Here is a 22,124-nt window from a genome sequence, read left to right as displayed (position 1 = left end):
TCCTACTCTTCCGATAGCCATGTTTTCAATAGTTTGGCAAACTCATCCGGTTTTTCTTTCGCCAACCGCTCCAGCTGCCGACGGCGCAGCACCGCCTCCGTCTCCGGCGGCTCCGGCAAATCCGGCTCGACCGGAAGCGGCGGGGCGAATGCGAGCTCCTCCTCTTCTTCTTCTTCATCTTCACGGCGGCGTCGCAGCCAGAAGAAGAGCAGTAGGGCAATGAGCAATAGCGCGCCTCCGCCGGCCGCGTACCACCGCCACGCCGGCTGAACCGGCGCCGGTTCGGTGAATACCGGTTTGCCGTTGAGCTTTTGCACCGAGACGACGACGCGGCTATTGACATCCTGGTCGGTCAGCGCCTGCGCTTCTTCTTTGTCAATCGACGTCCGGACAATCGTCCCTAATAGTTTTTGAATGTCATTGACCGTTTCCGGCGGCAATGAATTCGGATCATCCGGATTTGGCGGCTCGACCATCACTTGAATGCCTAGATCGCGAATTTTATACGGGCTTTCTACGATTTGTTTTTTAATTTTGTTGACCTCATTGTTGATCGTTTCTTCGGTCCGCTCATAGTTTCCGTTCGTTCCGCCGTTTGCTCCTTGGTAGCCCGGCACTTCATTCGTCCCCGTTCCGGCCGTGCCGCCCGGCGGCGCACCGCTTCCCGAGTACGTCTCTTTAATGCGCTGGACGCTGACGGCAATGCCTTCATTGTTCTTTTCGTCCACCGGAGCGACCAACTGCTCCTCTCGCTTTTCCTGTGTAAAGTCGATGTCGGCCGTCACCGAGACAACGACTTTGTCCTGCCCCATCATCGTGCCGAGCATTCGCTGGACTTGCCGTTGAATGTCGCGTTCGATTTGTCGTTTGATCTGTTGCTGCTCAGTGAATGCCGCCGCTGTCGAATTTTTGTTTTCATTTTTCAAATCGAAATACTCAAAAAACTGGTTCATAATGACGATATTATCTGTAGAGAGGTGGGGAACACTTTTGGCGACGAGATGATACAAAGCCCGAATTTGCTCGTCGCTGAATTCATAGCCCGGCTTCGTCTTCAGCACGATCGAAGCCGAGGCTTCCCCCTTTTCATCGGAAACGAATACGCTCGGCTGCGGAAGATTAATCATCACTTTCGCGTCCTCGACGCCGTCGATCGTTTTGATTAAGTTGGCGAGCTCCGTTTGCATCGCCTTCAGTTTCACCATATTAAACTCGTTGTCGGTCATGCCGAAGCTCGCGTTTTGGCCGAAAAACGAATAATCAATAACCCCGCTGTTCGGAATGCCCTCGGCGGCCAGCTCGACTTTCAGCGCATCCACTTGCTCTTTCGGCACTTTAATTGTCGTGCCGCCATCCGTCACTTCGGCGGGAACACCGCGCTGATCCAGCGTCGCCTTGATTTGTCCGGCTTCTTGCGGCGTCAAATCGCTGTATAGAGGCACCATTTCCGTCCTGAAGGCGAAAAAAATACCGAGGCCAAGGATCAAAAGGACCGTAGCCGCGCCTCCGGCGGCAAGCCATTTCTGTTTTTTCGTCCGCTCTTGCCAAAACAAACGGGCCCGGCCCCACCACTCTTTCCACTTGTTGCTCATACGATTCCCCCGATCATCCAGCCATACAGCCGCCGCGGCCACCGTTCGGCCATGGCGGGCTCTGTATGTATCGTCCCTTGCTGTCTACAACGGCATGCGCATCATTTCCTGGTACGCCTCAACCGCTTTGTTACGGATTTCGATCGTCAGTTGCAGCGCGATGCTTGCCTTTTGCGACGCGATCATCACATCATGCAATTGGACGTTTTCCCCACGGACAAGCTTTTCTGTCAGCGCATCTGCCTCGATTTGTGCGTTATTGACATTGTTGAGCGCTTCTTTGAAAAAGGAGGCGAACTGCTTTTGCACCGCTGCCGGCTTCACCGGGCTTGAAGCGGCGGCCGCCGGCGCCAGCCCGATGCGGCTCACTCCATCAACCATTTGTCATTCCTCCTCTTCGGCTTATTTCCCGATTTCAAGCGCCTTCATGAGCATCCCTTTTGAAGCGTTCAGCGCGGTGACATTCGCCTCATACGAGCGCGTCGCACCGATCAAATCGACCATTTCTTTGAGCGGTTCGACGTTTGGCAGGCGAACGTAGCCATCTGCGCCCGCATCCGGATGGTCCGGGTCGTAGACGAGTTTAAACGGAGCCGGATCGTCAGCAATTTCGTGCACCCGAACGCCGTTGCCGACAGCTTCAGCACGTCCGAGGGCGGCCTGCAAATAGCCCGAAAACGCCCCGCTCTGCGGTTCGATGATGACCATTTTGCGTCGGTACGGCTCCCATTCGCCATTGACGAAGCGGGCCCGCGTCGTATCAGCGTTGGCGATGTTGGAAGAAATCACGTCCATGCGCAGCCGCTGAGCGGTGAGCGCCGACGCCGAAATGTTTAAGCTTTGAAACACGGACACAGCCTATTTTCCTCCTTTGATCACCGTCTTTAGCGTATTGAATTTGCCGTTTAACCGCTCAATCAGAGCGTTATAATAAATTTGGTTTCCTGCCAATTTCGACATTTCTTGGTCGATATCGACACTGTTTCCATTATGATTGTAACTGATGCTGGCATTGGTCGTCACGACAATTTTTCCATTCTGTTCGTTTCGAAACGGAAAATGGCGCGGATCCGTCCGTTTGGCCTCAAGGGCAAGCGCCCGGTCAAGCTCCGCCTGAAAGCGCACATCTTTCGCCTTATAGCCCGGCGTATCGGCGTTGGCGATATTGTCGGCGATCGCCTGTTGGCGAAGCGCAGCGTAGCGAAGCCCTTGTTCAAGCCAACCGATCGTCGCTGAAAAGAGCGCCAATGGAATCCCCTCTTTTCTCCTATTTTTCGACAGTTTCTGCTAATTTTCATTTTACGGGAAAGAAAACCTAATGTATAGACGGAACTTGGTACTATTTTTCGAAGATGCCATGACAGAAAAACGATGCCAAAGATGTTTGTCAACAACAAAAAACCCGCCGGGCCAAAATACCCAGCGGGCTTAGGCAGCTATGCCGTTCAGCTTGATTTCAATTTTTCCAGTTCGCTTAAAAACTTGTCATTCAATACTTTAATGTACGTTCCTTTCATGCCGAGCGAGCGCGATTCGATGACGCCGGCGCTTTCAAGCTTGCGCAGGGCGTTGACGATCACCGAACGGGTGATGCCGACGCGGTCGGCGATTTTGCTGGCGACAAGCAGCCCTTCCGTTCCGTCAAGCTCTTCAAAAATATGTTCAATCGCCTCAAGTTCGCTGTAAGAAAGCGAGCTGATCGCCATTTGCACGACCGCCTTGCTGCGCGCTTCCTCTTCGATTTCTTCCGCTTTTTCACGCAAAATTTCCATGCCGACGACCGTTGCGCCATACTCGGCCAAAATCAGGTCATCGTTATCAAACTCACGATCAAGGCGCGACAAAATAAGCGTGCCGAGCCGTTCGCCTCCGCCGTTGATCGGAACGATCGTCGTCAAACCGGTTTTGAACAAGTCACGATTTTCCACTGGAAACGCCGTATATTCGCTATTAATATCGATATTAGGGGACGTTTCCGTAATGTTGAACAATTTTTTCGTGTATTCTTCCGGAAACTGGCGCTCCTCAAGCATCCGTTTCATCCGTTCGTTTTCAATCGACTGTTTAATGGCGAAGCCAAGCAGTTTGCCGCGGCGGCTGACGACGAACACGTTCGCTTCAATGACATCGCAAAGCGTTTCCGCCATCTCTTTGAAATTGACCGGCCGCCCAGCTGCCTTCTGCAGCATGGCGTTGATTTTTCGTGTTTTCTCTAGCAAGTTCATCGAGTCCATCTCCTCCTCATAAAATAAATTCGCTCAAATCTTTGTTTTTGACGATGCTGCCGAGTTTTTGCTCAACGTATTGCGGCGTGATGACGACTTTGTCGAGCCCGATATCGGGCGCTTCAAACAGCAAATCCTCAAGCAGTTTTTCCAAAATCGTATGTAGCCGGCGCGCGCCGATGTTGTCAGTCGTCTGGTTGACTTCGAAGGCCACTTCGGCAATCTTACGAATAGCATCGTCAGAAAATTCAAGACTTATACCTTCTGTTGCCAAAAGTGCCTGATATTGTTTAATGAGCGCATTATTCGGCTCGACCAATATACTTACGAAATCGTCAACCGAAAGTTTCGCCAACTCGACGCGGATCGGAAACCGACCTTGCAGCTCAGGGATCAAGTCGGACGGCTTCGCCATATGAAACGCGCCGGCGGCGATGAACAAAATATGGTCCGTTTTGACCGGTCCGTATTTCGTCATGACCGTCGATCCTTCGACGATCGGCAAGATGTCGCGCTGCACCCCTTCGCGCGAGACGTCGGCCGATCCGGACACCGCCCCGCTGCGGGCAATTTTATCAATTTCATCGATAAAGATGATGCCCGACTGTTCGGCGAGGCGGACCGCCTCTTGCGTCACTTCATCCATGTCGATCAGTTTTTGCGCTTCTTCATTGATGAGCACCTTGCGCGCTTCACTCACTTTCAGGCGCCGCTTTTTGCGTCGCCGCGGCATCAGGCTGCTGAGCGCGTCTTGCATATTCACGCCCATCTGCTCAATGCCCGTCCCTTGCAAAAAGTCAAAGAGCATTGGCGTCTGCTCCTCAATTTCAATCGTGACCATCTCGTTTTCGAGCTGGCCGTTTGCCAGCTGCCAGGCCACTTGACGCCGTTTTTGCTCGATTTGTTCATCCTCATGGCCGTAGCTGTTGTCCGACGGATTCCCTTGGCCGCCAAACAACAGCTCGAGCGGATTTTTGATCGTTTGCTTTTGTTTGCCCGGAACGAGCAGTTCAACGAGCCGCTTGTTCGCCTGTTGTTCAGCTCGGTCTTTCACCTCATTCATTTTTCGTTCTTTCACGATCCGAACTGACGTTTCCACCAAATCGCGCACCATCGATTCGACGTCGCGCCCGACATAACCGACTTCCGTAAATTTCGTCGCCTCAACCTTGATAAACGGCGCGCCGACGAGCTTCGCGAGACGGCGGGCGATCTCCGTCTTCCCGACCCCGGTCGGGCCGATCATTAAAATGTTTTTCGGCATTACTTCATCGCGCAGTTTTTCATCGAGCAAACTGCGGCGGTACCGGTTGCGAAGCGCGATCGCCACCGCCTTTTTCGCCTCTTTTTGTCCGACGATAAACTGGTCGAGCTTCTCAACAATTTGCCGTGGAGTCAACGATTCCGCCATCATCGGCCTCCTCCTTTTTACAGCTCTTCGACAATAATATGGCTGTTCGTATAAACGCAAATGTCAGCGGCGATCTCCAGCGCCGCCTTCGCAATCTCCTTGGCGGTCATCGAGCCGCCGGCGTACTTCTTCAACGCACGCCCAGCAGCCAACGCATACTGACCGCCCGAGCCGATGGCGAGCATGCCGTCATCCGGTTCAATCACTTCCCCTGTGCCGGAAATCAGCAGCAAATGTTCCTTATCCATGACAATCAACATCGCCTCAAGGCGGCGCAACACTTTATCGCTCCGCCACTCTTTCGCCAGCTCGACGGCCGCGCGCGGCAAGTTGCCGTTGACCTGTTCCAGCTTGCCTTCAAACATTTCAAACAGCGTAAACGCGTCCGCCACTGAGCCGGCAAAGCCGGCTAGCACTTTGCCTTGAAACAGGCGCCGCACTTTTTTCGCTGTATGCTTCATCACGACGGCGTTGCCGAACGTCACTTGGCCGTCGCCAGCCATCGCCGCTGCGCTGTTATGGCGGATGGCAAAAATCGTCGTTGCATGAAAGCGTTCCATCGCTTTCCCCTCCTTACATGCGGGCTATGCCCGCGGATGCGCCTGCAAATAAATATGTCGCAACCGGTCTTTCGTTACATGTGTATACACTTGCGTCGATGACAAATGCGCATGGCCGAGCAGTTCCTGCACCGAACGGAGATCGGCCCCTTCGTTGAGCAAATGAGTCGCAAACGTATGCCGAAGCACATGCGGGCTGATGTTTTGCGTCAGCGCAGCAGCTTCGACAATCCGATCCAAAATATGGCGCACTCCCCGAGGCGTGAGCGGATTGCCTCGGGCGTTGACAAATAAATAGCGGTGGTCCGCCCGCAGCTTTCTGGTCAGCTCGCGTCGGCCCCCATGAATATACCGTTCAAGCGCTTCGCGGGCCGGACGGCCAAACGGAACGTAGCGCTGCTTGTTTCCTTTGCCGTGAATGAGCACAGTTTCCGCCACAAAATCGACATCAGACAGCTGTATGTGACAACATTCACTAACCCGAGCACCAGTCGCGTACAACAACTCAAGCAGCGCCGTATTGCGCTGGCCGAGGGCCGTATTTTCATCATTGACAAGAAACAACGCTTCTAATTCTTTCGGGTATAAAAAATTAGGAATTTTTTGCTCTTTCTTCGGCAGTGTCGCAAGCGCAAACGGATTTTCGGCCGCCCGCCCTTCGCGCATCAAAAATTTGTAAAAGCTGCGCAAACTGGAAATTTTACGGGCGACCGAACGGCTGGCCAAATGCTGGCCATACAGTTTCGTCAAATATAAGCGGACGTCGCTGTAGGCGACTTGGTCAAGCTCATTGATCCCTTCTTCGTTCATGAACTGGAAAAACTGCTCAATATCGCGCCGGTAGCACGCAATAGTATATTGTGAATAATTTTTCTCGATTTGTAAATATTCCATGAACAATTGTAACGCAAATGTCGCATTTTTCATCGCCTCACCCCGCAATGCCTCTACATCGTACCATATGATTGGTTGCAGCGCAACTATTTCTTCTAAAATTCTGAATTGTGTTCAACACTCCGTTATGTTTCCGGCTGTTCTTCATAATCGCAGGCCGTGCACTGCACTTGCACGCCTTTTTTTAACTTTTTCTCGACAAGCAGGCCGCCGCATTTCGGGCATGGGCGGGCAAGCGGTTTATCCCAGGAGACAAAATCGCACTCCGGAAAGCGGCTGCAACCGTAAAAGATCCGCTTTTTCTTCGTGTTGCGCTCGACAATCTCTCCTTCATGGCACTTCGGGCATTTGACGCCGATTTGTTTGACGATCGGCTTCGTATGGCGGCATTCGGGAAAATTGGAGCAGGCGATAAACTTGCCGAAGCGGCCCATTTTGTACACCATCGGGCTGCCGCATATGTCGCAGTCGATCCCGGCCGGCTCGTCTTTAATCTCCACTTCGCGCATTTCTTTTTCCGCCACTTTCAACCTTTTCTCGAACTCGCGGTAAAACTCATCGACGACTTTGATCCATTCCACTTTTCCCTCTTCAATTCCATCCAGCTCTTTTTCCATTTTCGCCGTAAACTCGACATCGATGATTTCCGGGAAAAACTCTAGCATCAGCTCGACAACGATTTCCCCGAGCTCCGTCGGGACGAACCGTTTGTTTTCCAACACGACGTAGTTGCGTTTTTGGATCGTATCGAGCGTCGGGGCGTAGGTCGATGGGCGGCCGATGCCGAGCTCCTCCAACGTTTTGACAAGGCGCGCTTCCGTATAGCGCGGCGGCGGCTGGGTAAAGTGCTGCTTCGGGTCGACCGCCTCGCTCTTGACCGTCTCCCCTTCCGTCAAGTCCGGAAGAAGCCGGTCTTGCTCTTCCGCTTGATCGTCCGTCCCTTCAATATACACTTTCATAAACCCCGGAAACTTCACCGTCGAGCCGCTCGCGCGGAACACGACGCCGTTGTTTTCCAGCTCGACGCTCATTGTGTCGAGCACCGCCGCCGCCATCTGGCTGGCGATAAACCGTTCCCAAATGAGTTTATACAACCGAAACTGGTCGCGCGTCAAATATGGCTTCACGTTCTCCGGATCGCGAAACGCCGAGGTCGGGCGAATCGCCTCGTGGGCGTCTTGGGCGTTCGCGCTGTTCTTTTCTTTCCGCTTCTCCTGACTGACGTACGCCGCGCCGAATTTGGCCTCAATGTACGCTGCCGCCTCTTGCTGCGCCGTTTCGGCGATGCGTGTCGAATCGGTGCGCATGTACGTAATGAGCCCGACCGTTCCTTCGCTGCCGAGGTCGATCCCTTCGTACAGCTGCTGGGCGATCATCATCGTCTTTTTCGTGCGGAAATTCAGCTTACGCGCCGCCTCCTGCTGCAGTGACGATGTGGTAAATGGGGGCACCGGGCTGCGTTTTCGCTCCCGCTTTGTCACCGTTTTCACCGTAAACGCGGGCCCGCTCAAGCGGGCGAGCACCGCTTTGACGTCCGCTTCCGTTTTTAATTCCCGCTTTTCGCCGTCCATCCCGTAAAACGAAGCCGCAAACGCCTCATCCCCTTTTTGAAACGTCGCTTGAATCGTCCAATATTCTTCCGGCTGAAACTGGCGGATTTCTTTTTCCCGGTCGATGATCAGACGGAGCGCAACCGATTGGACGCGGCCGGCGCTCAACCCTTTTTTGACTTTTTTCCATAAGAGCGGGCTGATGTTGTAGCCGACGAGGCGGTCGAGCACGCGCCGCGCCTGTTGGGCGTCGACAAGATTCATGTTGATGGAGCGCGGCTGCTGGAACGACTGTTGAATGGCATCCTTTGTAATTTCATGAAAAACGACGCGGCAGTCTGAGTGAATGTCTAAATCGAGCATGTGGGCCAAATGCCAGGCGATCGCTTCCCCTTCCCGATCCGGGTCGGCGGCAAGAAACACTTTTTTCGCCTTTTTGGCCGCCATTTTCAGCTCCTTAATCACCTGGCCTTTGCCGCGAATCGTAATATATTTCAATGCGTAGCCGCGGTCTATATCAACGCCCATCTGGCTTTTTGGCAAATCGCGAACGTGTCCCATCGAAGCTTTGACCGTATATTTTTTTCCTAAGTACCGCTCGATCGTCTTCGCTTTCGTTGGCGATTCGACGATAACCAAGTAGTCTGACATCCATCTTCCACCCCTAGGAAGTAAATTGAAATCTTCATTATTATTAATGATTATTGCCGCATTTGTCAAACATGATCATTATACGTACGGGAATTCGACGATGATGTCTTCCGCTTCCTGCACTAGTTTTGCCCCGTGCTGAATAAGCGTATTCGGCCCGGCTGCCTCGGCCGCCCCGATCGGACCGGGGACGGCAAACACTTCTCGCCCTTGCTCGAGCGCATACGCGGCGGTGATGAGCGAACCGCTTTTCCGTTTCGCTTGCACGACGAGCGTGCCGAGCGACAGTCCGCTGATGATGCGGTTGCGCGCCGGAAAGTGCCATGCCTGCGGCTTCGTTGCCGGCGGATGTTCGGCGATGACAAGCTGTTCATTCATCAAATAGCGGGCGAAGGGCCAGTGCGCTTTCGGGTAAACATGATCCAGCCCGCCGGCGATGACGGCGATCGTCGTTCCGCCGTACTTGACAGCAAGCCGATGGGCATGAATGTCGATGCCGGCAGCCAGCCCGCTGACGATCGTCCATCCGGCGGCCGAAAGGGGCGGAACAAGCTTGTCAAGCGCTTCGAGCCCGTATTTGGTCGGGCGCCGCGTGCCGACGATGCTGATCAACTTTGTTTGTTGAAGCAAGCCGGCGTTCCCTTTTGCATACAGCACCCATGGCGGCGCGTAAATATGCTTTAACAGCGGCGGATAGTGATCATCGAACACGGTTATGACGTGAATGCGGCGAGCTTGATACGTTTTGATGAGCCGGTGAAGATCAATGGAATGCAGGTCGCGGAAAAAAGCAGCGAATTGTTGAGAAGTAAGCGGAACGAGCGGGCGAAGGGATTGAGGGGACATGAAAAATGGAGCGGCAAGCGTCGGGTCCGCGTCAAGCAGAGAGCGGATCGTCTTCCAGCCGGCTCCGCGGCAATGGTGAAGATGAATGAGCCGGTCGCGAACTGTATCGTACATACCATTCTCCTTTCTGCGTCAATGGCAAACAGCGCCCCGCACGGCAACGTGCGGAGCCCCATGTTAATGCGTTTTGCATTTTTCGTATAAACCGCGCTCTTTCAAGACCGAAATGAGCGTTTCGCCGATGACGGCCGGCGTTTCCGCTACTTTGATGCCGCATTCGGTCATTTTCTTGATTTTTTCCGCCGCCGTGCCTTTGCCGCCGGAAATGATAGCGCCGGCATGGCCCATCCGTTTGCCCGGAGGCGCCGTTTGCCCGCCGATAAAGCCGACGACCGGCTTCGTCATGTTCGCTTTCACCCATTCGGCCGCTTCTTCTTCCGCCGTGCCGCCGATTTCGCCGATCATAATGACCGCGTACGTCTCCTCGTCTTCGTTAAACGCCTTCAGCACATCGATGAAATTCGTGCCGTTGACCGGGTCGCCGCCAATGCCGACCGCCGTCGATTGGCCGATGCCGGCTTGCGTCAATTGGTGAACCGCTTCATACGTCAGCGTGCCGGAGCGCGAGACGATGCCGACGTGCCCTTTTTTATGGATGTAGCCCGGCATAATGCCGATTTTGCACTCTTCCGGCGTAATGACGCCCGGGCAGTTCGGGCCGATGAGGCGAGTCTTTTTCCCTTCCATGTACCGCTTCACTTTCACCATATCGAGCACCGGAATGCCTTCGGTGATGCAGACGACAAGATCAAGCCCGGCGTCGACCGCTTCCATAATAGCGTCTGCAGCAAACGCCGGCGGAACGTAAATGACCGAGGCGTTCGCGCCTGTTTTTTCGACCGCTTCGGAAACGGTGTCAAACACCGGCACGCCTTCGACTTCCGTGCCGCCTTTGCCCGGCGTAACGCCACCGACAATGTTCGTGCCGTATTCAATCATCTGTTTTGTATGAAACAGCCCTTGCGAACCGGTAATCCCTTGTACGATCACTTTCGTATCTTTATTGACAAAAACACTCACGTGTCTCCCTCGCTTTCTTAACGTACTAGCTCGACGATTTTTTGCGCGCCGTCCGCCATCGATTCCGCCGCCGTAATGTTCAAGCCCGATTCTTCTAAAATCTTTTTCCCGAGCTCGACGTTCGTACCCTCAAGACGGACGACAAGCGGAAGCGTGAGGCCGACTTGCTTCGTCGCTGCGACGATGCCGCTCGCGATGACGTCGCATTTCATAATGCCGCCGAAAATGTTGACGAAAATGCCTTTCACGTTTGGGTCCGACAAAATGATTTTGAACGCTTCCGTCACTTTTTCCTCGCTGGCGCCGCCGCCGACATCGAGGAAGTTGGCCGGCTCGCCGCCGTAATATTTGATGATGTCCATCGTCGCCATCGCCAAGCCGGCGCCGTTGACCATGCAGCCGATGTTGCCGTCAAGGGCGATGTAGTTCAAGTCGTATTTCGATGCTTCAACCTCTTTCGGATCTTCTTCGTCCAAATCTCGGTATTCGAGCACGTCCGGGTGGCGGTACAACGCGTTCGAATCAAAGTTCAGCTTCGCGTCAAGCGCCATCACCTTGCCGTCGCCGGTGACGACAAGCGGGTTGATTTCGGCGATCGAGCAGTCTTTGTCGACAAACACTTGGTACAAGCCCATCATAAATTTGACCGCTTGGTTGACGAGATGCTTCGGAATGTTGATGTTGAACGCCAAGCGGCGCGCTTGGAACGCCTGCAGCCCGACGGCCGGGTCAATGTACTCTTTGAAAATTTTCTCCGGCGTTTTCGCCGCGACTTCTTCGATTTCCGTGCCGCCTTCTTCCGAGCCCATCAACACGACGCGCGAGGTGGCGCGGTCGACGACAAGGCCGATATAGTATTCTTTTTGGATGTCGCACCCTTCTTCAATCAACAGCCGTTTCACTTCTTTTCCTTCCGGGCCGGTTTGGTGGGTGACGAGCACTTTGCCGAGCAGTTCGCTGGCGTATGTACGGACTTCCTCTAAGCTTTTCGCCACTTTCACCCCGCCCGCTTTGCCGCGCCCGCCGGCATGAATTTGCGCCTTGACAACGCATACCGGCGTGCCGAGCGCTTTGGCGGCTTCCACTGCTTCATCAACCGTGAACGCGACGCGGCCGTTCGGCACGCTTACGCCATAGCTTCGCAAAATTTCTTTTGCTTGGTATTCATGAATGTTCATGCGCCAACCTCCTATGTATGAAACTGAAAAAGTCTTAGCGCTTTCATTTTATACCTAACATTTCCCGCTTGTCCACCGTTTCGTCGCAAAATTGAGAAATTAGGAGGTTGAAAAATCATCCCTTTTCTCCCTCCGTTTCCTGTTTCGCCGCCTGATCCAGCTGATAAAGGAACGCAAACAACTCCGCCACAACCGCATACAGCACTTCCGGAATCGTGTTATCGATTTCCACTTTGCTGAGAAGTTCAACGAGCGACGGATCCTTTCGAATCGGCACGCCATGCTGTTGGGCGGCAGCGATGATCGCTTCCGCCGCCGTTCCCGCTCCCTTCGCTTTCACGACAGGCGCTTCGTGAACCGCCGCGTCATAGGACAGGGCGACCGCTTTTTTCCGCTCCTCGCTCATACGCGCCAATCCACCTCGCTGCTGCTGCCGGCAAACGGCAGCACGGAAGGGGCCGGGGGACTAGCTTCGGCCGCTTTCACATCAATGCCCGACAGCAGATAACCGTGCGCCTGAAGACGCTCTTTCACCAGCGGGGCAAAGCGATGAACGAGCTCCGGCAGCCTCGGATCATCGTGAAAAAGGGAAATGTGGACGATCCGCCGCTGCACACGCATATCGATCAAAATCCCGCCCAGTTGTTCGAGCGTGACGCTGCAAACGATGCGGCTATAATCGGGATCAAGCGCCCCTCCATCCTTCCGCCGCCCTTGCCAATAAACCGAAAAATCGTGGTTGCGCCCGCCCAGCGGCAAAGGAAAAGAAATCCAAATGTGCCCGACAGGCCCATCGCTTCCGGCGATGACGGCCATTCCGTCAAGGCGGTCAAGAAACGCTTCCGCCGCGGCTTCTGCCTCTTTGCTTCCCGCTCCGCCGAGCAGATGAAGAAGCAGCCGTCTCAACGAAGGAGCCATCGGCGGCGCGCCTCTTGTTTTCAACGCTTCGGCGAGCATCGCCTCATCCTCAAGCCCGAGGCGGCCAGCGATCCGCCTCAACCAATGAAACAGCGACAGCGCCGGGTCGCCGGCCGTGCGGACAGACGTCCACAGCTTCGCTTCCGCCTCTGACAGCGCACCGCTTTTGCAGGCGGCATCGACAGCGGCAAAGCGCGCGAAAAACGCTTCCTCGTCCGTCAGGCCGAGCAGCTTCCCGACTTCAGCAAACTGCCGCTGCTGCATGGCGTTCTGAATGGTAGCCATCCGTCCTGCCGGTAGCGGAACAAGCCCGAGGCGGAAAAGAAGCGCATGAGCCGGCCCCTCCGCTCCTTCTTCCGCTGTCAACAACAGGCGCACCGCTGCCTCATAGGCGAACAGCGGCGGCGAAAGAAGACGGTCAGCCGCCTGCTTGAACACCGGCGCCATCGGGCCTGAAGAACGTTCAGTGAACACCGCTTTTAGCCTTTCAAGCTGCACTGCGAGCGGCTCTCCGGTCCGCGCCGCCCACAGTGCGCGAAATACGGCGGGAGACGGTGGGAGGCGGCGATGGAACAAATAAGCAAGCACCTCCTCCGCGTCGGCCGGCCGGCCGGTTTTCCGCACCGCTGCAGCCAGTTCCGCCGCTTCTTCTTTCGTTACGGCCGCGCCTGCCTTCAGCGCTTGGCGAAGCACCGGGAGCGCGGCCTCGGGCAGCTTCCACGCCTGCTGCCATCGGCGGACGACATCTTCACGGGGAACCGCCTGCTCCGGTTCGGAAAGCGCGACCGCTTTCCAGTAAACGTTGCTGCCGCTTTCCTTGATTTCAAACAAGTACGTGCGCCCGGCGGCAAGCGGCGCCTCGAGGCGGGCGCGCACGAGGCGGCCGCCGGTGCGGACAAGCGCTGTCCGCTCCCCCGTCTCCGCCTCTTCCACCCGCTCGATTCGGCCGACAACCGCCTGCCCCGGCCGAAACTGTCCGCTTGACGCCGCATCACGGACGGCGGCGACAGGAACGGTTCGTTCCATCCGCTCCACCATTTTGCTTTCCCCCTTTCGTCCCGGCCCGCATCCCAGCCGTGGGGCCGGCTAATTTTCAACGCCCGCCGCTTCCTTTACCGGCGCGAACGAGCGGCGGTGCTCCGGCGTTATGCCGTAACGGCGGATCGCCTCGAGATGCTCCGGCGTCCCGTAGCCCATATGACGGGCAAACCCGTACTGCGGATAGCGGCGGTCGAGCTCTTTCATCAGCCGGTCGCGCGTCACTTTGGCCATAATGGAAGCCGCGGCGATCGAAGCGCTGTTGGCATCGCCTTTCATCAGACGCCGCTGCGGCAGCGCGCACGGCACCGCCATCGCATCAACGAGCAAGTAGTCAGGCGGCGGCGACAGCGCGCTGACCGCCTTTGCCATCGCCTGTTTCGTCGCCTCGTAAATATTCCGCTCATCAATTTCCGCCGCACTGACAATGCCGATGCCGACCGCAACCGCACACGCCTCAATTTGCGCAAACAACGCCTCGCGCTTGGCTGCTGTCAGCCGTTTCGAATCGTCAAGCCCTGGCAAGTAGGCGTCAGGCGGCAAAATGACCGCCGCCGCGACGACCGGGCCAGCAAGCGGCCCGCGCCCGGCCTCGTCAATGCCGGCGATTCGTTCGATGCCGGCGGCGTACAGTTCACGCTCATAGCGCATCAACTCCTCCCAACGCCGCCGCATCACTTTTTCCCGCTCTTTTTGTTTCACAAAACGGGCAAGCAGCGCCTGCACGCTTTTCCGTTCATCGCGCCGCAGCATCTCCCAGCGCGGGTCATCCTCGCCGCCAAGCTCCGGAAGCAGAGCTTCGATTTCTTTTACCGTGTACTCCTTCATGTTTCTCTCCCTTTTCTACTTATACTATCGGCCATGTTCAGCCGGCTGTGAAGCAAAAAACGCCCGCCGGACGCCATTACGTCCAGGAAGCGGGCGTTTCAAAACTCAACCGTCCTAATTTTTCGGTGCGAATGTCGTATAAGACAATGTCAGCGACCTTGTCATAGTCAATGCCGCCGCCCGCTGTCAGGCAGCCGCGCCGCCGGCCGATGGCGTCAAATAAGGCGACGATGTCATCGGGGATGCTGTCAAGGCGGTAGCGCTCCGACAGCCGTTCCGGATAATGGACTGACAAAAAGCGGAGCGCATAGGCAGCGACGTCTTGCAAGTTCAAAATTTCATCTTTGATCGCTCCGGTGACCGCGAGCTTGAAGCCGACGTCTTCATCCTCGAACTTTGGCCATAAAATCCCTGGCGTATCAAGCAGCTCCATTTCTTTGCCGACTTTGATCCATTGCTGGGCTTTCGTCACCCCCGGCTTATCGCCGGTTTTGGCGATATGGCGGCCGGCGAGCCGGTTGATGAGCGTCGATTTGCCGACATTCGGGATGCCGACAATGAGCGCCCGCACGGGGCGTGGATTTTTAATGCCCTTCGCCCGCATTTTCTCAAATTTCTCTTTTACCATTTCTTTGGCAATGAAAGCGATTTGCCTGACCCCCGTCCCGCTTTGCGCATCGATGGCGATGGCTGTTCGGCCTTGGCCGCGGAAATAGCGGATCCATTGCTCAGTCACGGCCTCATCGGCCATATCCGCCTTATTGAGCAAAATGAGGCGCGGCTTTTGTCCGAGAATGTCATCGATCATCGGGTTGCGCGATGACATCGGCAAACGGGCGTCAAGCAGCTCAAACGCTACGTCGATCAACTTTAATTTTTCTTGCACTTCCCTCTTCGCTTTTGCCATATGGCCGGGAAACCATTGAATCACTGTCATTGGCATCACCTGCCTCGTTTATTTCACAATCCGGGCGTCAGAAAGCGGCCAATACACAAGATTCGCCTTGCCAACGACTTTTGACATCGGAATGAAGCCGATATGGCGGCTGTCTTTGCTGAATCGGCGATTGTCGCCCATGACGAACAAATGCCCTTCCGGCACCGTGCTCCGCCCGGTCAATTCCTCAAGTGTAAACGGCTCGGTCAGCGGCCCGTCGGCAACCTGCTTTTTACGTTCGTCCAAATACGGCTCTTTATACGGTTTGCCGTTTACGTACAAGGTATCATTTTTGTACTCGATCCGGTCGCCCGGCAAGCCGATCACCCGTTTAATATAGTCTCTCCCTTCCTCGGCATGAAACACAATAATATCGAAACGATGCGGCATGCCGATTTTGTAGGCCAACTTATTGACAATCATCCGCTCGTGATTATGTAACGTCGGCATCATCGAAATGCCGTCGACGATAATCGGGGCAAAAATAAAGTAGCGGATGCCCCCGGCCAACAGCACCGCAACAACAATGGCTTTCAGCCATTCGCGCCATTCGCTTTTTTTCTGTTCCATTGTCCACCCACCTAAATCAAAGTTTGCAGTCGTGGATCACTACCGTAATCATCATTGGCGGTAGTGAAAAAAGGAGCTTGAAAGCAAGCTCCTTTTCCGCTGTGATCCACCGTTGCCCGTTATTGGGCCGTTTTTTCTTTAATGCGCGCCGCTTTGCCGCGAAGTTCACGCAAGTAGTACAATTTCGCACGGCGAACTTTCCCGCGGCGGATGACTTCCAATTTTGCGATTTTCGGCGTATGCACCGGGAATGTGCGCTCAACGCCGACGCCATAGGACACTTTGCGGACGGTGAACGTTTCGCTGATGCCCGCTCCGCGCCGTTTGATGACGACACCTTCAAACACTTGGATGCGTTCGCGGTTGCCTTCCACAACTTTCACGTGGACGCGCACCGTGTCGCCCGGGCGGAAATCCGGCAAGTCGGTCCGCAATTGTTCTTTCGTGATCTCTTGGATTAAATGATGCATCATTTTCCACTCCTTCCACAGATGTTCATGCCAATGCGTTTGATCATTGCAGCGGAACATCGTTTTCCGTCCTTAAGCGGACTGCTTCAGTCACACAAAAGATATGATAGCATAAACGCCGGGCGCAAGCAATAGTTATTCGCATTGAGAGCCGCTGTTTTCCGTTTCGCGTTCATGTTCCCACTCTTTCAGCCATTGCTTTTGTTTCTCGGTGAGCGGATAGCCGGCGAGCAAATCCGGGCGGCGCAAAAACGTGCGCCGGAGCGACTCCTTCTCGCGCCATTCAGCAATGAGCTGGTGGTTCCCGGAAAGCAAAATGTCCGGCACTTTCATGCCGCGAAAGTCGGCTGGCCTTGTGTATTGCGGATACTCCAGCAGGCCGGAACTGAACGAGTCGTCAACCGGCGACGCTTCGTTGCCGAGCACGCCGGGCAGCAGGCGGACGACGCTGTCGACGATGACCATGGCGCCGAGCTCCCCGCCTGTTAAAATGTAATCGCCGATCGAAATTTCATCGGTCGCCAAATATTGGCGGATGCGCTCATCATATCCTTCGTAATGGCCGCAAATAAGCACCAAATGCTCTTCTTGGGCGAGCTCTTCTGCCTTTTTTTGCGTGTAGCGCTCGCCTTGCGGGCAAAGCAAAATAATGCGCGCGCCAGGCGAGCCGGCTGTCACATGTTCCACCGCGTCGAAAATCGGCTGCGGCTTCAGCACCATGCCGGCGCCGCCACCGTACGGGTAATCATCAACCGTCTTATGCTTGTTGTCGGCAAATTCGCGGAAGTCAACAAGCCGGATGTCCACCGCCCCTTTTTCTTGCGCCTTCTTTAAAATCGACTCATTCAATACGCCGGAAAACATGTCGGGAAACAGCGTCAAAATATCGATCCGCATCATTCAAGCAGCCCTTCCATCGGTCGGATGATGATCGTTTTTTGCGCCGGATCGACGCGAAGAACGACTTCATCGATGTACGGAATGAGCGCATCGGTGCCGTCGCCGCGCCGGACGACCCAGACGTCGTTCGCCCCCGGCGTTAAAATTTCCCTGACCGTGCCGATCGTTTCTCCTTCTTCCGTTACGACGGTACAGCCGATGATTTCATGGAAATAATACTCGCCTTCCGCGAGTTCACCGAGCTGGCTTTCCGGCACTTTCAGCATCGCTCCTTTAAACGGTTCGACATCGTTGATGCTGTCATAGCCTTCAAACGACAGCAAGTCGAACGATTTATGGACGCGATGGCTTTTCACCGTCACTTCGATCGGCTCGCTGTCTCGTTCGCGGAAAATGTACAGCTTATTTCCTTTTTTGTATCTCTCTTCCGGAAAATCGGTGCGGGAAATGACGCGCACTTCGCCACGAATGCCGTGCGTATTGACGATTTTGCCGACGTTAAACCATCGTTCCATTCTTTGCTCCCTCCTTAGCGAATCTCTTTCACGACGCCGTCTTCAACGATAATGGCGCGCGTTTTCGTCACCTCTTCCCAGCGGTCGCCGACGTTCACCTCAATGAGCGCCTCGACTTCCCGCTCTTTCAATTCACTTCCTAACGATAGCATATGTAACTGTTCAAGCTGAAACTCAAGCAGCTTGATTTTCTCCATCCGGTCGTCGATTTCTTTGGCAAAATATTGCTTTACAAGACTAGCCGGGTATTTCCCGCTTTTTTCCATCCGCTTTTGCTCGAAGCGAAGCTGGCCGCACTCGCGCTCCAACTGCTGCTTGCGCGCCGCAAATGCCGCCGCAAGCTCTTGTTTGCTCCGCTCGGTGACAACTTGCCGCACTTCGACCGTTTGAATGAGCTTCATCCCCATCCCCCTTTACGAAGATATCAAAAAAGGGAGAGGAACATCCTCACCCTTTTTCTTTCACGTGCACAATCACCCGCTTGGGCGATCCAGCGGCGGCGGCATAAACGACCGTGCGGATCGCATGGATCGTCCGTCCTTGTTTGCCGATCACTTTGCCGATGTCGTCATCGTGCACCGATAGTTCATAGATGACGGCCGTCTCTTCCTCACGGGTTTCGACCGCCACCGCCTCCGGATGATCGACAAGCGCCTTGACGATCGTTTCAATGAGCGGTTTCATGTGCATCCCGCTTATTTGCCGTATTTCAAGTTATGGAACTTCTCTAAAATGCCTTGTTTCGACAGCAAGCTGCGCACCGTGTCGGACGGTTTGGCACCGTTTTGCAGCCATTTGAGCGCCAGCTCTTCATCGATTTTGATTTCGGCTGGCTCCGCAACCGGATTGTATGTGCCGATCGTTTCAATGAAGCGGCCGTCGCGCGGCGAGCGGGAATCCGCCACAACAATGCGGTAAAACGGTTTTTTCTTTGCGCCCATGCGTTTTAAACGAATTTTTACTGCCATAGTTTGTACGCACCTCCGTATAGTGTTCACACAAGATAGTATATTAACAATTCTTTTTCCGTTTGTAAAGGTTTTTCGCTTAACAGAACATCATTTACATAAATGGGAAGCGAAATCCTTTTTTCTTCCCTTTGGGCATATTCGTCATCATTTTCATCATTTTTTTCATGTCATCAAATTGCTTGAGCAGCCGGTTGACGTCTTGCACGGTCGTGCCGCTCCCTTTGGCGATCCGCCTTTTGCGGCTAGCGTTGATGATTTCCGGATGCATTTTCTCCTCTTTCGTCATCGAGCGGATGATCGCTTCGACGCGGGCGATTTGCTTTTCATCGACTTGAATGTTGGAAAGCCCTTTGATTTTATTGGCTCCCGGCAGCATTTTAATCAGTTCGTCAAGCGGTCCGAGCTTGCGCACTTGGCCGAGCTGCTCCAAAAAGTCGTCAAGCGTGAAGGTGGCCGTGCGCATTTTTTGTTCGAGCTCTTTCGCCTTCTCCTCATCAACGGCGGCCTGCGCTTTTTCAATGAGCGTCAAGACATCGCCCATCCCTAAAATGCGGGACGCCATCCGCTCCGGATGAAACGGCTCGAGCGCATCCAGTTTTTCGCCCATCCCGGCGAACTTGATCGGCGCTCCCGTCACGGCGCGAATCGACAGCGCCGCCCCGCCGCGCGTGTCGCCATCGAGCTTCGTCAAAATAACGCCGGTGATGCCGAGCTGTTCATGGAAGCTTTGCGCGACATTGACGGCGTCTTGACCGGTCATGGCGTCGACAACGAGGAAAATTTCGTCCGGCTTGACCGCCTCTTTCATTTGCTTCAGTTCATCCATGAGCGCCTCATCAATGTGAAGGCGGCCGGCCGTGTCGATCAGCACATAGTCGTAATACTCTTCTTTCGCCCGCTCGAGCGCCTGTTTCGCGATCTCGACTGGATTGGCATCCTCGCCGAGCGAAAAGACAGGAACGTTCAGCTGTTTGCCGAGCGTCTCCAGCTGCTTGATCGCCGCTGGGCGGTAGACGTCAGCAGCGACCAGCAGCGGCTTCCGGTTATGGCGCTTGCGCAGCAAGTTGGCGAGCTTCCCGGTCGTTGTCGTCTTCCCAGCCCCTTGCAGGCCAACCATCATGACGACCGTCGGCGGCTTTTTGGCGACCGCGATTTTGCTCTGTTCGCCGCCCATTAACGCCGTCAGCTCCTCTTTGACCACTTTAATCACCTGCTGGCCCGGCGTCAAGCTTTTCATCACTTCCTGCCCGACGGCCCGTTCGCTCACCCGTTTGATGAAATCTTTGACGACTTTAAAGTTGACGTCCGCCTCGAGCAAAGCGAGGCGCACTTCGCGCATCATCTCTTTGACATCCGCTTCGGTGACTTTCCCTTTGCCGCGGATGCGGTTCATCACCTGCTGCAAACGTTCGGACAATCCTTCAAACGCCATGGCGGCCACCCCCTTTTTTTAATCAAGTTCATCCAGCTCGCGGACAAGCGCCGCCAATTCGGCGTCAGCGCCGTAATGCCGGCTGATGTAGTCTTTCAGCCGCTCGATGGCCTGCCGCCGCTGTTCATATTTTTGCAGCAGCCCGAGCTTCTCTTCATACTGCTCAAGCATCGCTTCTGTGCGCCGGATGTTATCGTACACCGCCTGGCGGCTCACCTCATATTGTTCAGCAATTTCCCCGAGGGAGTAGTCGTCCAAGTAGTACAGCGCCATGTAATTGCGCTGTTTCGGCGTCAGCAGCGCGTGATAAAAATCATACAAATAGTTCATGCGCATCGTTTTTTCGAGCACCGAACGCTCCCTCCCCCGTTGTTAAGTAAATTCCCTTTACAAGTGAGTGTACTTTGTTTTCCGGCTCTTGTCAAGATGAGGACGATTTTCCCCCCCATAAAAGCAAGGCTGGGGCGCGGTTGGCCGCCAGCCTGGCGGGAAAACACGAATGCAGGCCGCGCCGATGCCGTACGAGCCGCTAAACGGCATGCAACTGGCCAACTAGCCGTTATTGTTCATCGAACAAACCGGCAAACAGTCCGTATACATATTTTTCTGCATCAAACGGCTGCAAATCGTCCATCTTTTCGCCGAGGCCGACGAATTTCACCGGGATGGCCAGCTCGTTGCGAATGGCGAGCACGATGCCGCCTTTTGCCGTTCCGTCGAGCTTTGTCAACACGATGCCGGTCACATCGGTCGCTTCTTTAAACAGCTTCGCCTGACTCATCGCATTTTGCCCGGTCGTCGCATCAAGCACAAGCAGCACTTCATGCGGAGCGCCCGGGATTTCGCGGCTGATGACGCGCTTCACTTTTTCAAGCTCTTTCATTAAGTTCACTTTGTTTTGCAGCCGCCCGGCTGTGTCGCACAACAACACGTCAACGCTGCGTGCTTTTGCCGCCTGAATGGCGTCGTACATAACGGCCGCCGGGTCGGAGCCGGCCGCCTGCTTAATGACATCGACCCCAACGCGTTCGCCCCATACTTCCAACTGCTCGATCGCTCCGGCGCGGAACGTGTCGCCTGCGGCCAAGAGCACCGATTTCCCTTCCGATTTCAGCTTATGCGCCAGTTTTCCGATCGTCGTCGTCTTGCCAACGCCGTTGACGCCGACGAACAATATGACCGTCAGCCCTCCTTCTTGCATATTCAAGGCGGAAAGCTCGTTGTCATCGGCGCCGGCGCGGTAAATGTCAATCAGTTTTTCCGCGATCACGTCGCGCATTTGCGCCGAATCTTGAATGTTGCGGCGCTTCACTTCCATTTTCAGCTCATCGATCAGTTCCATGACGGTCGCCACGCCGACGTCAGCGGCGATTAAAATTTCCTCCAGCTCTTCGAAAAATTCCTCATCGACTTTCCGGTAGCGGGCGATCAAGTCGTTCACTTTCCCGGCGAGTGAATCGCGCGTTTTCGACAGCCCTTCCTTAAACTTTTCCGTGACGGCATCCGCCTGTTTTGTCCACTTTTCTTTCAACTTTTGAAAAAAGCCCATCGAGGCTCC

At 54.8% G+C, this 22,124-nt stretch carries 26 protein-coding genes; all 26 read right to left on the bottom strand.

Features of this window, described 5'->3' with window-relative positions; translation table 11 throughout:
* Nucleotides 1–2 precede the first annotated feature (2 nt).
* Complete coding sequence (gene fliF, locus AP057_RS07305) at nt 3–1,592, bottom strand: flagellar basal-body MS-ring/collar protein FliF (protein ID WP_055358542.1); 1,590 nt, start codon at nt 1,590–1,592, stop codon at nt 3–5.
* An 84-nt stretch (nt 1,593–1,676) separates the two neighbouring features.
* The gene (gene fliE, locus AP057_RS07300) at nt 1,677–1,973 is read right to left on the bottom strand and encodes a flagellar hook-basal body complex protein FliE (protein WP_033016005.1); all 297 of its coding nucleotides are present in this window, start codon (nt 1,971–1,973) and stop codon (nt 1,677–1,679) included.
* Between the two features lie 21 nt (nt 1,974–1,994).
* The gene (gene flgC / locus AP057_RS07295) at nt 1,995–2,447 is read right to left on the bottom strand and encodes a flagellar basal body rod protein FlgC (RefSeq protein ID WP_049624594.1); all 453 of its coding nucleotides are present in this window, start codon (nt 2,445–2,447) and stop codon (nt 1,995–1,997) included.
* 3 nt (nt 2,448–2,450) lie between these two features.
* On the bottom strand, nt 2,451–2,840 hold the full coding sequence (gene flgB / locus AP057_RS07290; protein ID WP_033016010.1) for a flagellar basal body rod protein FlgB: 390 nt from the start codon (nt 2,838–2,840) through the stop codon (nt 2,451–2,453).
* Nucleotides 2,841–3,037: 197 nt separating this feature from the next.
* Nucleotides 3,038–3,817, bottom strand: coding sequence for a GTP-sensing pleiotropic transcriptional regulator CodY (codY, locus tag AP057_RS07285; protein ID WP_033016011.1), 780 nt, complete (start codon nt 3,815–3,817; stop codon nt 3,038–3,040).
* 16 nt (nt 3,818–3,833) lie between these two features.
* Entirely contained in the window at nt 3,834–5,228 is a 1,395-nt protein-coding gene (gene hslU, locus AP057_RS07280) for an HslU--HslV peptidase ATPase subunit (protein WP_033008184.1), read from the bottom strand.
* Nucleotides 5,229–5,245: 17 nt separating this feature from the next.
* A complete protein-coding gene (gene hslV / locus AP057_RS07275) occupies nt 5,246–5,788 on the bottom strand; it encodes an ATP-dependent protease subunit HslV (RefSeq protein ID WP_033016012.1) in 543 nt (180 codons plus the stop codon).
* Between the two features lie 24 nt (nt 5,789–5,812).
* The gene (gene xerC, locus AP057_RS07270; protein ID WP_033016013.1) at nt 5,813–6,715 is read right to left on the bottom strand and encodes a tyrosine recombinase XerC; all 903 of its coding nucleotides are present in this window, start codon (nt 6,713–6,715) and stop codon (nt 5,813–5,815) included.
* Between the two features lie 92 nt (nt 6,716–6,807).
* Nucleotides 6,808–8,883 (bottom strand): type I DNA topoisomerase, encoded by a 2,076-nt coding sequence (gene topA / locus AP057_RS07265; RefSeq protein WP_033016014.1) that lies wholly within the window; start codon nt 8,881–8,883, stop codon nt 6,808–6,810.
* A gap of 78 nt (nt 8,884–8,961) precedes the next feature.
* The gene (gene dprA / locus AP057_RS07260; protein ID WP_049624365.1) at nt 8,962–9,843 is read right to left on the bottom strand and encodes a DNA-processing protein DprA; all 882 of its coding nucleotides are present in this window, start codon (nt 9,841–9,843) and stop codon (nt 8,962–8,964) included.
* A gap of 63 nt (nt 9,844–9,906) precedes the next feature.
* Nucleotides 9,907–10,809 (bottom strand): succinate--CoA ligase subunit alpha, encoded by a 903-nt coding sequence (gene sucD / locus AP057_RS07255; RefSeq protein ID WP_015374401.1) that lies wholly within the window; start codon nt 10,807–10,809, stop codon nt 9,907–9,909.
* Nucleotides 10,810–10,826: 17 nt separating this feature from the next.
* The gene (gene sucC / locus AP057_RS07250; RefSeq protein ID WP_020278184.1) at nt 10,827–11,987 is read right to left on the bottom strand and encodes an ADP-forming succinate--CoA ligase subunit beta; all 1,161 of its coding nucleotides are present in this window, start codon (nt 11,985–11,987) and stop codon (nt 10,827–10,829) included.
* A 115-nt stretch (nt 11,988–12,102) separates the two neighbouring features.
* Nucleotides 12,103–12,393 carry an EscU/YscU/HrcU family type III secretion system export apparatus switch protein gene (locus AP057_RS07245; RefSeq protein ID WP_033016017.1) on the bottom strand — a complete coding sequence of 97 codons (291 nt, stop codon included), beginning with the start codon at nt 12,391–12,393 and terminating at the stop codon, nt 12,103–12,105.
* On the bottom strand, nt 12,390–13,943 hold the full coding sequence (locus tag AP057_RS07240; RefSeq protein WP_055358406.1) for a hypothetical protein: 1,554 nt from the start codon (nt 13,941–13,943) through the stop codon (nt 12,390–12,392). Before AP057_RS07240 ends, AP057_RS07245 begins: the two co-directional genes overlap by 4 nt.
* A 48-nt stretch (nt 13,944–13,991) precedes the next feature.
* Nucleotides 13,992–14,771 carry a ribonuclease HII gene (locus AP057_RS07235; protein ID WP_049624363.1) on the bottom strand — a complete coding sequence of 260 codons (780 nt, stop codon included), beginning with the start codon at nt 14,769–14,771 and terminating at the stop codon, nt 13,992–13,994.
* A 76-nt stretch (nt 14,772–14,847) separates the two neighbouring features.
* Complete coding sequence (ylqF, locus tag AP057_RS07230) at nt 14,848–15,714, bottom strand: ribosome biogenesis GTPase YlqF (RefSeq protein WP_033011146.1); 867 nt, start codon at nt 15,712–15,714, stop codon at nt 14,848–14,850.
* Between the two features lie 12 nt (nt 15,715–15,726).
* Nucleotides 15,727–16,278, bottom strand: coding sequence for a signal peptidase I (gene lepB, locus AP057_RS07225; protein ID WP_033016029.1), 552 nt, complete (start codon nt 16,276–16,278; stop codon nt 15,727–15,729).
* 119 nt (nt 16,279–16,397) lie between these two features.
* A complete protein-coding gene (rplS, locus tag AP057_RS07220) occupies nt 16,398–16,748 on the bottom strand; it encodes a 50S ribosomal protein L19 (protein ID WP_014195437.1) in 351 nt (116 codons plus the stop codon).
* A 135-nt stretch (nt 16,749–16,883) separates the two neighbouring features.
* Nucleotides 16,884–17,645 (bottom strand): tRNA (guanosine(37)-N1)-methyltransferase TrmD, encoded by a 762-nt coding sequence (trmD, locus tag AP057_RS07215; protein ID WP_162839645.1) that lies wholly within the window; start codon nt 17,643–17,645, stop codon nt 16,884–16,886.
* Nucleotides 17,645–18,163, bottom strand: coding sequence for a ribosome maturation factor RimM (gene rimM / locus AP057_RS07210; RefSeq protein WP_033011151.1), 519 nt, complete (start codon nt 18,161–18,163; stop codon nt 17,645–17,647). Before rimM ends, trmD begins: the two co-directional genes overlap by 1 nt.
* A 14-nt stretch (nt 18,164–18,177) precedes the next feature.
* Nucleotides 18,178–18,564, bottom strand: a complete 387-nt coding sequence (locus AP057_RS07205) for a YlqD family protein (RefSeq protein WP_055358405.1) — start codon at nt 18,562–18,564, stop codon at nt 18,178–18,180.
* 46 nt (nt 18,565–18,610) lie between these two features.
* Complete coding sequence (locus AP057_RS07200; protein WP_014195433.1) at nt 18,611–18,847, bottom strand: KH domain-containing protein; 237 nt, start codon at nt 18,845–18,847, stop codon at nt 18,611–18,613.
* Between the two features lie 11 nt (nt 18,848–18,858).
* A complete protein-coding gene (rpsP, locus tag AP057_RS07195) occupies nt 18,859–19,131 on the bottom strand; it encodes a 30S ribosomal protein S16 (RefSeq protein WP_033011154.1) in 273 nt (90 codons plus the stop codon).
* 94 nt (nt 19,132–19,225) lie between these two features.
* The gene (gene ffh, locus AP057_RS07190; RefSeq protein ID WP_055358404.1) at nt 19,226–20,566 is read right to left on the bottom strand and encodes a signal recognition particle protein; all 1,341 of its coding nucleotides are present in this window, start codon (nt 20,564–20,566) and stop codon (nt 19,226–19,228) included.
* Between the two features lie 18 nt (nt 20,567–20,584).
* Complete coding sequence (locus AP057_RS07185) at nt 20,585–20,917, bottom strand: putative DNA-binding protein (RefSeq protein WP_033011156.1); 333 nt, start codon at nt 20,915–20,917, stop codon at nt 20,585–20,587.
* 208 nt (nt 20,918–21,125) lie between these two features.
* A complete protein-coding gene (gene ftsY / locus AP057_RS07180) occupies nt 21,126–22,115 on the bottom strand; it encodes a signal recognition particle-docking protein FtsY (RefSeq protein ID WP_055358403.1) in 990 nt (329 codons plus the stop codon).
* Nucleotides 22,116–22,124 lie beyond the last annotated feature (9 nt).

The organism is Geobacillus sp. Sah69 (genome assembly GCF_001414205.1).
GTDB lineage: Bacteria > Bacillota > Bacilli > Bacillales > Anoxybacillaceae > Geobacillus > Geobacillus stearothermophilus.
The sequence above is the reverse complement of the archived record's forward strand: the minus strand, read 5'-3'. Positions and strand labels throughout refer to the sequence as shown.

Coding starts and splice junctions, on each gene's coding strand:
- ffh (WP_055358404.1), bottom strand. CDS start 20,566: ATGGCGTTTGAAGGATTGTCCGAACGTTTGCAGCAGGTGATGAACCGC.
- AP057_RS07245 (WP_033016017.1), bottom strand. CDS start 12,393: ATGAGCGAGGAGCGGAAAAAAGCGGTCGCCCTGTCCTATGACGCGGCG.
- hslV (WP_033016012.1), bottom strand. CDS start 5,788: ATGGAACGCTTTCATGCAACGACGATTTTTGCCATCCGCCATAACAGC.
- AP057_RS07205 (WP_055358405.1), bottom strand. CDS start 18,564: ATGAAGCTCATTCAAACGGTCGAAGTGCGGCAAGTTGTCACCGAGCGG.
- fliE (WP_033016005.1), bottom strand. CDS start 1,973: ATGGTTGATGGAGTGAGCCGCATCGGGCTGGCGCCGGCGGCCGCCGCT.
- AP057_RS07240 (WP_055358406.1), bottom strand. CDS start 13,943: ATGGTGGAGCGGATGGAACGAACCGTTCCTGTCGCCGCCGTCCGTGAT.
- AP057_RS07200 (WP_014195433.1), bottom strand. CDS start 18,847: ATGAAACCGCTCATTGAAACGATCGTCAAGGCGCTTGTCGATCATCCG.
- sucC (WP_020278184.1), bottom strand. CDS start 11,987: ATGAACATTCATGAATACCAAGCAAAAGAAATTTTGCGAAGCTATGGC.
- codY (WP_033016011.1), bottom strand. CDS start 3,817: ATGAACTTGCTAGAGAAAACACGAAAAATCAACGCCATGCTGCAGAAG.
- xerC (WP_033016013.1), bottom strand. CDS start 6,715: ATGAAAAATGCGACATTTGCGTTACAATTGTTCATGGAATATTTACAA.
- hslU (WP_033008184.1), bottom strand. CDS start 5,228: ATGGCGGAATCGTTGACTCCACGGCAAATTGTTGAGAAGCTCGACCAG.
- ftsY (WP_055358403.1), bottom strand. CDS start 22,115: ATGGGCTTTTTTCAAAAGTTGAAAGAAAAGTGGACAAAACAGGCGGAT.
- AP057_RS07235 (WP_049624363.1), bottom strand. CDS start 14,771: ATGAAGGAGTACACGGTAAAAGAAATCGAAGCTCTGCTTCCGGAGCTT.
- rplS (WP_014195437.1), bottom strand. CDS start 16,748: ATGCATCATTTAATCCAAGAGATCACGAAAGAACAATTGCGGACCGAC.
- topA (WP_033016014.1), bottom strand. CDS start 8,883: ATGTCAGACTACTTGGTTATCGTCGAATCGCCAACGAAAGCGAAGACG.
- dprA (WP_049624365.1), bottom strand. CDS start 9,843: ATGTACGATACAGTTCGCGACCGGCTCATTCATCTTCACCATTGCCGC.
- rimM (WP_033011151.1), bottom strand. CDS start 18,163: ATGGAACGATGGTTTAACGTCGGCAAAATCGTCAATACGCACGGCATT.
- rpsP (WP_033011154.1), bottom strand. CDS start 19,131: ATGGCAGTAAAAATTCGTTTAAAACGCATGGGCGCAAAGAAAAAACCG.
- fliF (WP_055358542.1), bottom strand. CDS start 1,592: ATGAGCAACAAGTGGAAAGAGTGGTGGGGCCGGGCCCGTTTGTTTTGG.
- lepB (WP_033016029.1), bottom strand. CDS start 16,278: ATGGAACAGAAAAAAAGCGAATGGCGCGAATGGCTGAAAGCCATTGTT.
- trmD (WP_162839645.1), bottom strand. CDS start 17,645: ATGCGGATCGATATTTTGACGCTGTTTCCCGACATGTTTTCCGGCGTA.
- ylqF (WP_033011146.1), bottom strand. CDS start 15,714: ATGCCAATGACAGTGATTCAATGGTTTCCCGGCCATATGGCAAAAGCG.